Here is a 14,590-nt window from a genome sequence, read left to right on the forward strand (position 1 = left end):
TCAGCGCCCGGCCCGGCGACGCTTCGAATTCACCACGCGTCGCCGGCGAACGCTTCGCCGAAGAACTCGAGAAATGCCTTGATGCGCGGGCCAGGATGTTTCCTGTCTGCGTGGATCATATAGATCGGCTCGCGCAGCGGCAGCTGATAATCGGCCAGCAGCGGCACCAGCGCGCCGCGAGACAGATCCGCGCCGATATGGAAATTCGCGAGCCGCACGATCCCCTCGCCAGCCAGCGCGAGATCGCGCAGCATGTCGCCCTGCGTGAACGATGCACGACACTTCACCGGCACGGTCACGACTTCGTTAGCCTGACGAAACGACCAGCTGTTCCACGGGCTCGCGAACGCGAAATTGAAGCAACGGTGATCGAGAAGGTCGGCCGGCACGCGGGGCGCGCCGAACTGCTCGATATAGCGTGGCGACGCGCACACGATCCATTCGGCCTCGCCGATCCGGTGCGCGATGTGGGACGAGTCGGGCAGCACGCCGCTGTGGATCGCGATGTCGACGCCCTGTTCGATCGGGTCGACATACTGCGCGCCGACCTGCACTTCCACAGCCAGGTCCGGATACCGCGCGAGAAATTCCGGCAGCCTCGGCAGGATCTGGTGCTTCGCGAAGGTCGCCATCGTGTGGACGCGCAGCACGCCGGTGACCTGTTGCGGAAGCGCCTCTCCCACGGATTCCGCGGCCGTCATCGCGCGAATCAGGTCGCGCGCGGTGGGTTCATACGAGCGACCTTCTTCGGTCAGCCGGTGCGCGTGCGGGCCGCGATAGAACAGCCGCACGTTGAGGCGCCGTTCGAGTTGCCCGATCGCCTTGCTGACGGTCGACGGCGCCAGATCATGATCGCGGGCCGCGGCGGAGAAGTTGCCGCTGTCGATCGCCCAGACGAAGATCTGGATTTGCGTGTAGAGGTCCATAGCCGCCACACTACACGACGCGCGCGATAAATTCGAGGCGGGCGCGCCCGCCTCGTTGCGGATCAGCGGATGAACTGCTCGATGTAGTTGTCCGGCAGGCCGAGCGTCTTGTAGTGCTTGCGCGCGGCTTCGAGCTTCGTGAAGACGTCCTCGTAGCCGACCGCGACGCCATGCGGATCGACGTACGTGTAGCCGCCCGTCACGTGGAACCACGTGATCATCTCCGACACGCCCTCGGGCACCACCAGCGTGTGCGTCTCGCCGGCGGGCTCGTGCGCATACGAACCTTCTTCCGCGATCCAGTCGTGTTCCAGATACTGCCAGCGTCCCTTCAGCACGATCGCATGCACCGCGCCCGTATGGCGGTGACGCGACAGCACGCCGGCCTTGCGCACGCGCAGCAGGTTGACGTAGTAGCCGCCGCTCGTCGACAGCAGCAACGGCTTGAATGAAACGCTCTGCGTCACCGGCACCCACAACGCGTCGTTCTCGAGCCATTTGTCGAGCACGTTCAGGTGCACGAGGTCGGGCGACATGTAGGGAACCTGGGGCAACGCGTAGGGGATGGCGAGTTCGTCGGGCTTTTGCGCGGACATGAGGACTATGACTCCGTGTGGGAACGATCTGAATGCCGGCGGTCGACCCGGAGATCGCTCCGCACGGCTTGATTCAGGATGCTACACACGCGCTGCGTTGCACGGCAGCAGCGCGCCGGCAAAGGGGGTATGCCGGGATGGAACAGTGAGATCGCCCGGCCGGCACAGCCCGGGCCGTACGCCCTATTTCGACAGCGTCAGCAGGAACGCGCTTGCTGCACCGCTCGCGACCGTAAATGTCCCGCCCTCGGCGTTCACGGTTTCCCCATATGCGATGCCGACCGGCTTGCCGTCCTGGCTCCCGTCGAATGTCTGGCCGCCGAGCGTAATGCCCGTCTTCGAACTGAACGACGGCGCCATCATCCGGGTAACGACACCGGTGCCATACCCGGCGATCGCGAGCTTCACCACGCCGGACGCCGATTGATCCTTGTTCAGCACGAGCACATTGACGGCGTGGGTCGTCGGATCGAGCGTCGCCCACGCCTTCAGGTTCGCCGTCGTCTTTATGGTGACCGGCAGCAGGTTTGCCTGATGCGCCGTCGCTTGCGCGAAGAGCAGCATGCCGTAGTACAGCGACTGAACCTCACGGAGCGAATACTGCGGCGCGAACTGCGTACCGGCCGGCGGGGCGATCGCCTTCGACGCGACATACTGCGACTGGGGCACGTCGAAATGGAAAGCTGCGTAAGCGTCCCACTGGTTGAAGCTGTTCCAGTTGTTGCTGTGGAAGTTGACGCCCGAGATGCCGACGCTCGCAAACTCGAACATCGTATCGGCCGCCCAAAGCGCGGCTTCGAACGCATTGCTCACGCCGTCCTGGCCCGACGACGACAGCGAATTCATCTCCGCCATTCGAAACGGTTTTCCCGCGGCCGTGGCGAGCGGCACGTACGGCGCGACCAGCGACGGCTTGAGCGTCGACGACGTCGGCTGAAGCAAGAAGCCCGAGGGAACGGTATTTCCCGCATTGGTACCGGCCGTGACATAGGCATGCCAGCTGACCAGCGCAAGCGACGGTGCATCCCGTTGAATGAAGGCGTTCAACTGATCCGTGGTCGCGAAATCGGTTCGCGGCGGCAGGCGTTTGGACAATTGCGTATTGGGAAAGCGCGCGATAGAGGGCCCCATGAGCAGCGTTCCGGGATTCGCTGTGCGGATGCTGTTTCCGAAGGTCTGGAAGTCCGTCAAAAACGTCGAGAACGGATAGGTCGTGTTCTGGTAAAGATCTGGCTCGTTGCCGATTTCGATCGCCTGCACCGATCCGCCCGGCATCGCGTTGAGGTACGCCGTCGCCTGATTCGTCGCCAGCGCCACGTCGCCCGCCTTGAAGTTCACGCCCAGGATGAACGACACACCGGACGGCATGCGCTTGGCGTCCTCAACCATCTGCGCGAACGGCGCAACCGTGCCTGCGTCGGGCTGGCCGGTGCTGTCCGTCGAACTGCCGCCGACCCGCAACGAAACGGGGCCGCCGCCGTACGCTTCGAGATTCGCGATCAACTGTCGGTAGATCTGATTGGGATTATCCGGCGCCCCCATCAGCAGTTGCGCCTGGCCCCATTCGTGTGAAAACCCGAGGAAGCCAGCGGGAATCGCCCTGCCCGGTTCGGCGGGATTCACCTCCACGGTTCCGACCGTCGCGGACGGCACGACCGTGACGGTGACATCCCTCGCCGTGGATGCGTCCGGGCCATTGCTTGCGGTAAGGCGATAGGTCGTCGTCTCCGACGGCGACACGACGACCGATGCAGCCGGCGTCGCGGTTACACCGCTCAGCGAGACCGATTTCGCGCCGTCGGCTTGCCACGACAACGTGGTCGTTTGCCCGGCCGTTATCGTCGGCGAACTCGCCGAAAATCGCTGAATCGCCGGCGCGATGTCGCCGCTGCCCACGCCACCGCCGCAGCCCACAATCGACAGCGTACCCAGCACCGGCACGAACCAGGACCGACGCGCGCGAGCTTGCCAGGATCCCGCAATCGATGTCGCTTGAAACGGATTTATTTTCGTTTTCCTCAAGATAACCGTCCTTGAATGGCGAATAAAGGTAGTGCGCCGCCGCCGTCTCGTCGAACGTGGTCTACGAATCGAATGGACTGCAACGACGGCTCCAAGATGAGCACAGCGCACCGGCCGGCGCGTTTTTTCAAACCGCACCCGCCGATGCCCGGGCAAGCGCTATTGCGCGATGGTTCCGGCAGTGCTCAAGCTGCGCGACGAATTGCCGACGTACACGGTTGTCGTCCCGCTGGCGGGCGACCACCGCTGCGCATCTTTGTCCCAAGTGCTCAGCGGATGATTGTTCGCACCCGGATCGATGTTGATCGTCACGGACTGCGACGCGCCCGGATTCAAGGCCACCTTCCGGAACCCGACCAGGCGCTTCGGCGGCTCGCCCGACGACGACGGCAAGCCGACGTAGACCTGCACGACTTCCGCGCCGGCAACCTTCCCCGTATTCGCGACAGACGCGGTGACGTTGTACGTACCGTTGCTTCCCGACGAAACCGCTGCGTTCTGGATCTTGAACGTCGTATAGGAAAGCCCGAACCCGAATTCGAAGGCCGGGCTCTTGCTCATTGCGTCGTACCAGCGATAGCCCATGTCGAGCCCTTCGGTGTACGTCACCGTCGGCACCCCGTTGACCGAGACGCCCGGGTACTGCGCCGCGCTGATCGAATCCATGAACCCCTGGCCGACCTGCGGGAACGTCACCGGCAATTTGCCGGACGGATTCGTCACGCCGAACAGCAGGTCAGCGACGATGTGCCCATCCTCCTGCCCCGGGAACCACGCTTCGAGTATGGCGGCCGGCGCGGATGCACCTCCCTTGAGCAGCGTCGGATCGATGGCCTCGACCGCGCTGTCCTTGAGCACGAGCACGGTCTTGCTGTTCGCGGCAACGACGCTCTGGACCATCGCAAGCGTATTGCTGCTCTTGACCGTGCTGGTCGTCGTCAGCGAGCTGGCCTTCGGCCCGTACCAGTCCAGCGTGTCGAGATATTTTCCGGCGTCGAGACTCAGGCCCCACGCGTCGCTGAACGTCGTCTGATCCGCGCCCTCTTCGGAAATCGAGCCGGCCATCACCACGACGGCGTCGGCGCTGCCCATCAAGGTCTGCGCAGCCGCAAACGTCGAAGCGGCGCCGTCAATCGTCGCGTTGGTGTTGGTATCGTCGACGAGAACCAGATGGACCTTCGCCGTCGTATTGCCGAGACTCTGCAGCACATCGCGCATCCCTTGCAGCGGCGAAACGGTATAGAGCGCCACGACGTCCGAACTCCCGCCGCCGGAACCCATCGGGTTGCCTACGCTGCTGCCTCCCGCAACCGCTTGTTGCGCATACACCTGGGACGCCTTGCCGACAATCACGACACTCTGCACCCCCTTGCTCAGCGGCAGCGCTCCATCGTTCTGCAAAAGCACCGCGGACTGCTCGCCGATCGCCTTCGCCGCGGCACCGTCGGCAACGGTATCGATGGGCGTCTGGACGAGCGGACGATCGAAGATGCCGGCCTTGAACATCTGCGTATATCGGCGAGCCAGCGCCGTATCGATATCCGACGTCTTGATGGCGCCCGAGGCGAGCGCGGCATTCAGCTTGTCCGGCGTCCACCAAGTCGCAACACCAGGGATGATCACGCCCGGCATTTCGTTGTCCAGCCCGGCGAGCATCGTTCCCGCCGTGCTGTGCGCGGCGAAGAAGTCCGACTGCACGTAGCCGTTGAAACCCCATTGCCCGCGCAGCACGTCGGTCAGGATGTGCTTGTTCTCGCACATCGAGAAGCCGTTGACGGAGTTGTACGAGCACATGACCGCGCCGACCTGCCCGTCCTTGACCGCCATTTCGAACGGCAGCATGTAGAGCTCGTGCAACGTCCGGTCGTCGATGTTCTCCGAGATGGTCATGCGGTTCGTTTCCTGCTCGTTGGCCACGAGATGCTTCGCCATCGCGATCATCCCGTGCGACTGGACCGCCTGGATTTCGGCAACACCCATCGTGCCGGTGAGATACGGATCCTCGCCCATGTACTCGAAGTTTCGGCCGCCGACCGGCAAACGCGCGAGGTTCATGCCCGGCGCTTCGAACACGTGAAGCGCGAGGTTGGCCCCTTCCTTGCCGATCACGTCGCCGAACTGCGTCGCGACAGCGTGATCGAACGATGCCGCCACCGCAATTGCCGATGGCAACGCGGTCGCCTTCGCCGATTCGGCGCTCGTCAGCGCCGCGGCCCCGCTCGACGCGGATCCCGCAGGAACGCAATCGTTCTGTCCAATCCCGACCGGCCCATTGGTGACGCGAAGCGTGGGAATGTGGTATTTCGAAATCCCGGGGATATGGCGCGCGCCAAAGCACTGCGGCAGCTCGGCAACCACGCCGGGGCCGCCGACCAACTGCTCCTCCTTGTCGGGCAATGCCATCGCCGCCACCAGCAACGCGGCGCGCTGCTCCGGCTTCAACGACGCATCCATCCACGGCGATACGTTGCCGGATGGCGTTGGAGACGATGCAGTCGGGCTGCTATCGCTGCTTCCGCCACAGCCGCTCAACAGCACGGTCAATCCGGCCGCCAGACAAACGCCTGATCTTTTGATCGAAGTTCCCATGTCCCGCTCCTTTTGCTCGATGGACGATTTCGCACGCCCGTTCTTGTTAATATTTTGCAGTGCTTATTCATGTCGTCGCTTCGACGCCGGACCGGCATTCCCCAACGGCTACGGATGGGCGCGCGCGTCCGCCGTCAAGCAACGCCGAGGTTGTTTGACGTCGCCGAAACGAATCAGTGAAAGCGCTTCGAGGAGCGAAGACATCTTGCCGGCGCGACGCGTCCGGTAACGCACGAACCGCAAGCCAATTGCGACGACGTCGCGTGACGTGCCGCCCTTGGGGCCCCACCCCTTGCTGACTATCGGGTCCGTGCTTCGCTCTTGGCTTGCCGGCCGATTGGGAAAACGTTTATCCAAGAGTAGATGGGCGACCTTTCTTTGGCTAGTTCGTGTTAACGCTAGGAATTGATCGATCGTACCGATGCGCGATTCCCACTACAGTGGGAATGGGTAATCGTTTATCCGCCACGATCCGATGGCTGCGATCCGATGGCCGCCATTCGCGTGCCCGCCCGCCGCACGCGCGCCGCGCCGGACCGGCACGACGCGCCCGCAGCGGTCAGGGCAACGGGCGGTTGGACGTCGAGTCTCGTACGACGAGGCGCGGTTCGAGCATCAGGCGCACCGCCTCGCGCTGGCCGGACAGCGCTTCGAACACCTTCCGCGTCGCCAGCTCCCCCATCTTTTCGCTCTGCGTGTCCACCGTCGTCAAAGCGGGCTCCGAATATTCGCCATAGGGTGCGTTGTCGATGCCCGTCACGGCGAGGTCTCGCGGCAGTTGAAACCCCAGCGCCTTCGCGCCTTTCATGAAGCCCAGCGCAATCAGGTCGTTGTAGCAGATCACCGCCTGCGGGCGCCGCGGGCCCAACAGAATCCGCGAGCAGGCCTGCTCACCGGCCACGGACGTCGGTGCGTGCGCGTCGTACACATCGAGCGTCAGCCCCGCCTCCGCCAGGCATTCGCTCGCGCCACGCACGCGCTCGGAATCAATCGATGCCTGCCCGAACCCGAGGTAAGCGATTTTCCGATGCCCGAGGTCGAGAAGATGCCGGGCCAGCATATAGGTCGCCAGACGGTTGTCGATGCCGACCGTCGGAATCGCCAGCTCATCGAGATGACGCAACATCACGACCGGCTTCTTCAGGTCCAGCATCCAGCCGGCGTCCTGCTCGGAGAGACGCGAACTGATGATCAACCCGTCGACGCGCTGTGCGAGCGCCTCGATCAGCAGACGCTCGCGAGCCGGATCCTCTTCGGTATCGACGAGCAGCAACGTGTAATCGTGTGCGAGTGCAACGCGATTGGCCCCCTTCACGACACTCGCGAAGTGCGGGTTGCTGATATCCAGAACCGCGAGGCCGATCGTGCGCGTGCGCCCCGTAATCATCGACCGCGCAAGCGGACTGGTCTGATAACCGAGCTTTTCGATCGTCGTTTTCAGGCGGGACTCCACGTCCGGCGAGAAGCGCTTGGTCCCGTTGACGTATTTCGATACCGTCGCGACGGATACGCCGGCTGCCGTCGCCACATCGCGGATCGTCGGGGTCGCGTTTTTCATAAAGGGAGAGCGGGTTCTGGAATTCGGCAATTGTCGCAGAACCGACGACACGACCAGAAGATTCCTCGCTCGGGATCCCGACTTCAGTACCCGCCGCGTTCCCCACTCGGTCGCGATGCACGTTCGCCTGTATAGCTCGCAGCAAGCTGTCCAGCCGCGCCACTCAACAATCCCGTATCCGTGCCGACCGCAACGAAGGTCGCGCCGGCGTCCAGATACTCGCTTGCAAACGCGCGGTCCGGCGCGAGCACGCCCGCCGCCTTCCCCGCGTCGCGCACCGCGCGGATGCCGTCGCGAATGGCCGCGCGCACCGATTCTTCGCCCGGCTTGCCGAGGAAACCCATCGAAGCGCTCAGATCCGCCGGGCCGAAGAACACGCCATCGACGCCGTCGACGTTCGCGATCGCATCGAGGTTGGCGAGCCCCGTGACGGTTTCGACCTGCACCAGCACGCACAGCTCGTCGCTGGCGCGAGCCAGATAGTCCGGCACCCTGTTCCAACGCGATGCCCGCGCAAGTGCACTGCCGACGCCACGCACGCCGTGGGGCGGATAGCGCGTCGCCGCGACGGCTTCACGCGCCTGCTCGACGGTGTCGATCATCGGCAGCAGCAACGTCTGCGCGCCGATATCGAGGAACTGCTTGATCAGCGCCGTATCGCTCCTGACCGGGCGCACGATCGGATGCGTCGGGTACGCGGACATCGCCTGCAATTGCGCGAGCGTACTGCGCACGTCGTTGGGCGCGTGCTCGTTGTCGATCAGCAGCCAGTCGAAGCCGGCCGTGGCCAGCAACTCGACCACGTACGGATCCGCAAGCGCGGCCCACAGGCCGAACTGCGGCCGGCCTTCGGCCAGCGCGTGCTTGAATGCGTTCTTGATTCGGTCCATGCCTGCTCCTTATACGAACTTGAACGCGATACCGCCAAGCGGACCGTAGTCGACGTGGAACGTGTCGCCCGCTCGCGCCGGAATCGGGCTCGTGAACGAGCCGCTGAGAATCACGTCGCCTGCGTTCAGGCTCTCGTCGTACGGTGCGATCTTGTTCGCGAGCCACGCGACGCCCGTTGCAGGGTGATTGAGCACCGCCGCCGCAAGCCCGCTCTCCTCCACGGCGCCGTTCCTGTACAGCAACGCCCCGACCCACCGAAGGTCGACGTCCATGGGACGCACCGGCCGGCCGCCCAGCACGATCCCGGCATTGGCCGCAAAGTCGGAGATCGTGTCGAACACCTTGCGCGGCGCGTGGGTCTCGCGATCGAACTGCTCGATACGCGCGTCGATGATCTCGACTGCAGGCGTTACATAGGCAGTCGCGTCCAGCACGTCGAACAGCGTCACGTTCGGCCCCTTCAGCGGTTTGCTGAGAATGAACGCGAGTTCGACCTCGACGCGCGGCGCGATGAATCGATCCGCCGGAATATCCTGGCCGCTTTCGATGAACATGCTGTCGAGCAGCGGTGCGTAATCCGGCTCGGTGATCTGGGACGAACGCTGCATCGCGCGCGACGTCAGGCCGATCTTGCGGCCCTTGATCACGTGCCCGGCGTCGAGCTTGATCTTCACCCACTCGCGCTGGATCGCGTAGCCGTCCTCGATCGTCATCTCAGGGTAGGCCGCGGAGAAGTGGCGCAACTGCGTGCGCGTCTTTTCCGCGTGGTCGAGCTTCGCCGCGAGTTCGCGGATTGTCGTTTGGTCCAGCATGATGAACGTGCCCTTCGCGCTCAGGCCTTCAGCCGCGCATGCAGATTGTTGTGCTTCCAGGTGCCGGCTTCGCCGAACTCGTTGATCTCCAGCGACAACGCAAGCCCCTGCCGGTCGAACGCCTCGGCGAAGTGCTGCTTGATGATGTCGAACAGTGCATCGCCGGCTGCCTGCTTCGCAGCCTCCGAACGTCCGGCGGCGATCTTCAGGTTCCCGTGCAGGAACGCGGCGCCATCGATCCGGCCGTCGGCAATGCAGAATTCGTCGCAGCGCAGCGCGCGAACGCGGATTCCGCCCAGCGGGAACACCCGTTGATCGTCCTCGCGCTGCGCGTCGAGGCTGCGCGCGAGCTTGCGGCACAGCAGCGCGATGCTGTCCGCGTCGGCCAGGTTGTTGCTGTATTCGAGTGTGAGATGTGGCATCTGCTGCTCCCAATGATCAGACGGGCAACGGCGTGACCGGCAGGATCGCGTTGATCTGGCCGGTGCCCGAGCTGCCGAAGTACGGGGTCACCACCTCGGCCTTGCCTTCGTAGCGATCCCAGCCGAGCGCGCCGAGCAGCATCGCCGTGTCGTGCATGCCGCCCTCGCCCCAGCACTTTTCGTTGTAGAGCGGCAGCATCCCGCAGAACGTTTTCCAGTCGCCCTTTTCCCACAGCGACACCACGTGCCGGTCGGTTTGCTCGAGGAACGGATCCCACACCTTGTGCATGAACTGCTCGGCCGTGCCGTTGCTCGCAAAGCGATGGCTGAGCGAGCCGCTGGCGAGAATGGCGACGGTGCCGTCGTAGCGCTCCTCGATTGCGTTGCGCACGGCCAGGCCGAAACGGGCACTCGTCGGCAGGTCGTGCCACATGCACCATCCGGAAATCGACACGGTCTTGAAGTGCTGGTCCGAATTCATGTATCGCATCGGAACCAGCGTGCCGTATTCGAGCTCCAGCGACGTTTCGCTGTGCGCACGCGTCTTCACGCCCATCTCGTTCGCCACGTCGGCGATCGCCTTCCCGAGCGCGGTGTTGCCCGGGTACGCATAGCGCATGTTGTTGATGAAGTGCGGCAGTTCGTTGCTCGTGTAGATGCCTTCGAACTTCGGCGCACAGTTGATGTGGTATTCGCTGTTGACGAGCCAGTGGACGTCGAACACGACGATCGTGTCGACGCCGAGTTCGCGGCAGCGCCGACCGATTTCATGATGGCCGTCGATTGCGGCCTGGCGACAGCCCTTGTGCGGGCCGTCGAGCTCCGACAAATACAGCGACGGCACGTGCGTGACTTTCGCGGCGAGGGCGAGCTTTCCCAATTTGTGTCTCCTTGTCTCCTGATGGCGCAGTTCGCGGACGAAGCCGGTGCATCTGCTTACGCGCCCCAGCGCGGAATGTGATGCGAACCGAGCGACACGCAGACGTTCTTCGGCTCCAGGAACACTTCGTAGCTCCACGTGCCGCCTTCGCGGCCGACACCGGACGCCTTCGTCCCGCCGAACGGCTGACGCAGGTCGCGAACGTTCTGGCTGTTCACGAAGCACATGCCGGCTTCGATCGAAGCCGCCACGCGGTGCGCACGGCCGGTGTTCTCGGTCCACACGTAGCTCGACAGACCATACGCGATGTCGTTCGAGAGGCGGATCGCGTCCGCCTCGTCGTCGAACGGAATCAGGCAGGCCACCGGGCCGAAGATCTCTTCCTGCGCGATGCGCATGCGGTTGTCGACGTCGACGAACACGGTCGGCGTGACGAAGTTGCCGTTCTTCATCGCGTCCGGCAGCGCCGGCGCATCGAGGCCGCCGCACGCGAGCGTCGCGCCTTCCTTCGCGCCGAATTCGATGTAGCTGCGGACTTTCGCGAGGTGCCCCTGGCTGATCATCGGACCGACGATGGTGCGCTCGCCGAGCGGGTCGCCCACGGTCAGCCGCTTCGCGCGCTCGATGAAGCGCTCGGCGAACTTCGCGTAGATCGACTTCTGCACGAGAATGCGCGAACCGGCCGTGCAACGCTCGCCGTTGTTCGAGAAAATCATGAACACCGCGGCATCCAGTGCGCGTTCGAAGTCGGCATCCTCGAAGATCACGAACGGCGATTTGCCGCCGAGCTCCATCGAGAACTTCTTCAGGCCCGCGGCCTGCACGATGCGGTTGCCCGTCGCGGTAGAGCCCGTAAACGAAATCGCATGCACGTCGCGATGCGCGACGAGCGGCTCGCCGGTTTCCTTCCCGTAGCCGTGCACGACGTTCAGCACGCCTGCGGGAATGCCCGCTTCAAGCGCGAGATCGCCCAGCATCGATGCGGTGAGCGGCGACAGCTCGCTCATCTTCAGCACCGCCGTGTTGCCGAACGCGAGACACGGCGCGACTTTCCAGGTCGCCGTCATGAACGGCACGTTCCACGGCGAGATCAGTGCGCAGACGCCGACCGGATGGAACAGCGTGTAGTTCAGGTGCGTACCGGTCGGATAGGTGTGCCCGTCGACGCGCGTGCACATTTCCGCGAAATACGTGAAGTTGTCCGCGGCGCGCGGCACGAGCTGCTTGGCTGTTTGCGAGATCGTCTGGCCGGTGTCGCGCGTCTCGGTGTTGGCCAGTTCCGGCACGTGCTTCGTGATCAGCTCGCCCAGCTTGCGCAACACCTTGGCGCGCTCGGTGGCCGGCGTGCCGGCCCAGCCGGGGAACGCATCCTTCGCCGCGCGCACCGCGGCATCGACGTCCTGCTCGGTGCCGCTCGCGACTTCGGCGAGCACTTCCTGCGTGGCCGGGTTGACGGTCTCGAAGTAGCTGCTGCCGGCCGCAGACTTCCCGTTGATCAGATGGTCGATTCGCATTGGTAATCCTAATCAGTCAGTTGCGGCCAAATTCCGCGTCAGAGGCAATCACGTTGACGAGACGGCCGAGGCCGTCGATTTCGCACACGATTTCGTCGCCTGCTTTGACATCGACGATCCCTTCCGGCGTGCCCGTCAGGATGATGTCGCCGGGCGCGAGCGACATGAAGCCGCTCAGATACTCGACGAGCGCGGGGATGTCGGTCACGAGATCCCGCGTATTGCCCTTCTGCTCGAGCTTGCCGTTCACGAACGTGCGCAGTTCGAGGTTCGTGACATCGGCAACGTCTTCCGCATCGACGAACCACGGGCCCAGCACGGTGCCGCCGTCGCGGTTCTTCACGCGCAGGTTCGGGCGGTAGTAGTTCTCGAGATAGTCGCGGATCGCGTAGTCGTTCGCGATCATGTAACCCGCGACGTATTGCATCGCGTCTTCGCGCCTGACCTCCCTGGCCGGCTTGCCGATCACGACGGCCAGTTCGCACTCGTAGTGCATGAACGTCACGTCGGAAGGACGGCGCGTCACCCCACGGTGGCCGATGACGGACCCCGGCCCCTTCAGAAACACGAGCGGTTCGTCCTGCTTCGAGAACTGCAGCTCCTTCGCGTGCTCCGCGTAGTTCAATCCCAGCGCGAAGATGGTCCCCGGCTCGATGGGCGCGAGCCACACGACCTCGCTCTCGCGACACACGCGCCCGTCGGCGAGCCGGACGCCCGCTTCGTGCGGGTAAGCCTCGTGAATGGCGCCCGAATATGCAACACGGCCCCGCATCATTGTTTGCCTCCTGCTGCTTCGCTCGTCATCGAAAACGTGAGGGCCGGCCATCCGCCGATCGATACCGTCACGACGTCGCCGGCCTGGGCCACGGGCGCACCGTGCGGGACGCCCAGCGTGAGCACGTCGCCGGCTGTGAGCGTCATGAAGTCGGTGACGTCGGCGATCAATTGCGCCACATGCCGGATCGACGTCGCCGTATTGGCGTTGAACGGCTCCTTGCCGGCGATGCTCACCGAGATCGGCAGCGCGTCCGGGTCCGCGACCAGGCGACGCGCGACGACGGTCGGCCCCATCACGCAGAAGCCGTCCCGCGCGCGGAACCGGACCGACGGGCGATACACGCTTTCATGCGGCACGCACAGGTCGGCCACGATCGTGTATCCGGCCACATATCCGAGCGCATCGGCAACGCTCACGTGCGAGGCGGTCCGCCCGATCACGATCCCGAGCGAGCCGCCGATCTGAACGCCGCCCGTGCCGCCCGGCACGACGACCTTCGCGCCGTGCCCCGCCAGCGTGTTCCGCGGCTTGATGTACAACACGGGGGCTTTGGGCGGTGCCTTGTAGGGCGCGGCGTTGACCGCGTCGCCCAGCGCGTCGAGCGCCGCACGGTCGTTCAGCAACGTGCCATAGACGGTGCCCTCGACAGGCGGCCGGCATCTGGCGCCGCCGGACAGGAGCGACGCCGCCGTGCGCGCATCGACATCACGCGCAAGCGGCTCTGCCTCCAGGCGAAGCACATGGTCGACAGGTGCAAACATCACGGTTCGTTCCTCGCCAGTTCACTAACATGTGAGTATTATTTCGCCTGATATCATCGGGCGTCAAGAGAGAACATGCAGGCCGACGGAATTCCCGGCTGCAACGAAGCTGAAGCGCAATCAACGGTATGGATGTCAAAGACAAGCACGACGCCCCTCATCGCAATCTTCCGATGATGCTTCTGCGCGCGCGGGAGAAGATCATGGAGCGCTTCCGGCCGCTCCTGAACGCACACGGGCTCACCGAGCAGCAATGGCGGATCATCCGCGCGGTGCACGAGCACGGGCCGATGGAGCCGCGGCAGCTTTCGGATCTCTGTACGATCTCGAGCCCGAGCATGGTGGGCGTGCTGGCGCGGATGGAGGCGCTGGAACTGATTACGAAGGAGCGGTTCGCGGAGGATCAGCGCCGAATCCTGGTTTCCCTGACGCCGACGAGCATGGAGCTGGTTCGCGCACTGACGAAGGATCTGGAAGAGCGATACGCCGACCTGGAGCGAGAGGTCGGCAAGGATGTCGTGGCGCGGGTCTACAAGGCCGTCGACGATCTGCTCGCGGGGCTGGAAGAGGATTGATTTCTTGCCTGCCTGCTGTCGAGAGACCGACCGGGGTAAGCCCGACGGACAGGCCGCAGGCTCGTCGGCTCATCGAACCGGGCGAATGGCGGCTGCAACGCCGCATCGCGACTTGAACGGGCTTTCGATCGAAGGGCGCTGAAGCACGCCGCCCGCTGTGGTAACAGCCTGACGTACATCGGCCCGCAACGCACTGGCTGTGCGTTGCGGGCCGACCCTGCATCGAAGCCGCCCCCAGCCCACCCCGGCCGGCCATCGGTCCCTGT

At 64.3% G+C, this 14,590-nt stretch carries 14 protein-coding genes; 2 read left to right on the top strand and 12 right to left on the bottom strand.

The window, feature by feature from the left end; genetic code table 11:
- Positions 1–29: 29 nt before the first annotated feature.
- From O1Q03_RS02935 to O1Q03_RS02950, 4 genes are all read right to left on the bottom strand, one after another.
- Positions 30–926, bottom strand: coding sequence for a LysR family transcriptional regulator (locus O1Q03_RS02935; protein WP_269501614.1), 897 nt, complete (start codon positions 924–926; stop codon positions 30–32).
- 62 nt (positions 927–988) lie between these two features.
- Positions 989–1,522 (bottom strand): 2,4'-dihydroxyacetophenone dioxygenase family protein, encoded by a 534-nt coding sequence (locus O1Q03_RS02940; RefSeq protein WP_269501615.1) that lies wholly within the window; start codon positions 1,520–1,522, stop codon positions 989–991.
- A 183-nt stretch (positions 1,523–1,705) separates the two neighbouring features.
- Positions 1,706–3,682, bottom strand: a complete 1,977-nt coding sequence (locus O1Q03_RS02945; RefSeq protein ID WP_269501617.1) for a glycosyl hydrolase family 79 C-terminal domain-containing protein — start codon at positions 3,680–3,682, stop codon at positions 1,706–1,708.
- Positions 3,683–3,703: 21 nt separating this feature from the next.
- Positions 3,704–5,716 (bottom strand): beta-glucosidase family protein, encoded by a 2,013-nt coding sequence (locus O1Q03_RS02950; RefSeq protein WP_269501619.1) that lies wholly within the window; start codon positions 5,714–5,716, stop codon positions 3,704–3,706.
- 121 nt (positions 5,717–5,837) lie between these two features.
- Here O1Q03_RS02950 and O1Q03_RS02955 point away from each other — a divergent pair, with 121 nt between their 5' ends.
- Complete coding sequence (locus O1Q03_RS02955; protein WP_269501620.1) at positions 5,838–6,362, top strand: hypothetical protein; 525 nt, start codon at positions 5,838–5,840, stop codon at positions 6,360–6,362.
- Between the two features lie 330 nt (positions 6,363–6,692).
- Here the strand turns inward: O1Q03_RS02955 and O1Q03_RS02960 are convergent, their stop codons facing one another.
- The 8 genes from O1Q03_RS02960 to O1Q03_RS02995 form a co-directional block, all read right to left on the bottom strand.
- Positions 6,693–7,691: a LacI family DNA-binding transcriptional regulator gene (locus O1Q03_RS02960; protein ID WP_269501733.1), complete on the bottom strand. Its 999-nt coding sequence runs from the start codon at positions 7,689–7,691 to the stop codon at positions 6,693–6,695.
- 83 nt (positions 7,692–7,774) lie between these two features.
- Positions 7,775–8,581 carry a 4-hydroxy-2-oxoheptanedioate aldolase gene (hpaI, locus tag O1Q03_RS02965; protein WP_269501621.1) on the bottom strand — a complete coding sequence of 269 codons (807 nt, stop codon included), beginning with the start codon at positions 8,579–8,581 and terminating at the stop codon, positions 7,775–7,777.
- Between the two features lie 9 nt (positions 8,582–8,590).
- Entirely contained in the window at positions 8,591–9,394 is an 804-nt protein-coding gene (gene hpaH, locus O1Q03_RS02970) for a 2-oxo-hept-4-ene-1,7-dioate hydratase (RefSeq protein WP_269501622.1), read from the bottom strand.
- Positions 9,395–9,414: 20 nt separating this feature from the next.
- A complete protein-coding gene (locus O1Q03_RS02975; protein WP_269501623.1) occupies positions 9,415–9,816 on the bottom strand; it encodes a 5-carboxymethyl-2-hydroxymuconate Delta-isomerase in 402 nt (133 codons plus the stop codon).
- A 16-nt stretch (positions 9,817–9,832) separates the two neighbouring features.
- Positions 9,833–10,696: a 3,4-dihydroxyphenylacetate 2,3-dioxygenase gene (gene hpaD, locus O1Q03_RS02980; protein ID WP_269501624.1), complete on the bottom strand. Its 864-nt coding sequence runs from the start codon at positions 10,694–10,696 to the stop codon at positions 9,833–9,835.
- 56 nt (positions 10,697–10,752) lie between these two features.
- Positions 10,753–12,210, bottom strand: coding sequence for a 5-carboxymethyl-2-hydroxymuconate semialdehyde dehydrogenase (hpaE, locus tag O1Q03_RS02985; protein WP_269501625.1), 1,458 nt, complete (start codon positions 12,208–12,210; stop codon positions 10,753–10,755).
- Positions 12,211–12,226: 16 nt separating this feature from the next.
- Positions 12,227–12,985 (bottom strand): fumarylacetoacetate hydrolase family protein, encoded by a 759-nt coding sequence (locus O1Q03_RS02990; RefSeq protein WP_269501626.1) that lies wholly within the window; start codon positions 12,983–12,985, stop codon positions 12,227–12,229.
- Entirely contained in the window at positions 12,982–13,749 is a 768-nt protein-coding gene (locus tag O1Q03_RS02995; RefSeq protein WP_269501734.1) for a fumarylacetoacetate hydrolase family protein, read from the bottom strand. Before O1Q03_RS02995 ends, O1Q03_RS02990 begins: the two co-directional genes overlap by 4 nt.
- Positions 13,750–13,922: 173 nt before the next feature.
- Here O1Q03_RS02995 and hpaR point away from each other — a divergent pair, with 173 nt between their 5' ends.
- Positions 13,923–14,324, top strand: coding sequence for a homoprotocatechuate degradation operon regulator HpaR (hpaR, locus tag O1Q03_RS03000; protein WP_269501735.1), 402 nt, complete (start codon positions 13,923–13,925; stop codon positions 14,322–14,324).
- Positions 14,325–14,590 lie beyond the last annotated feature (266 nt).

This window comes from Burkholderia sp. IMCC1007 (genome assembly GCF_027257875.1).
GTDB lineage: Bacteria > Pseudomonadota > Gammaproteobacteria > Burkholderiales > Burkholderiaceae > Burkholderia.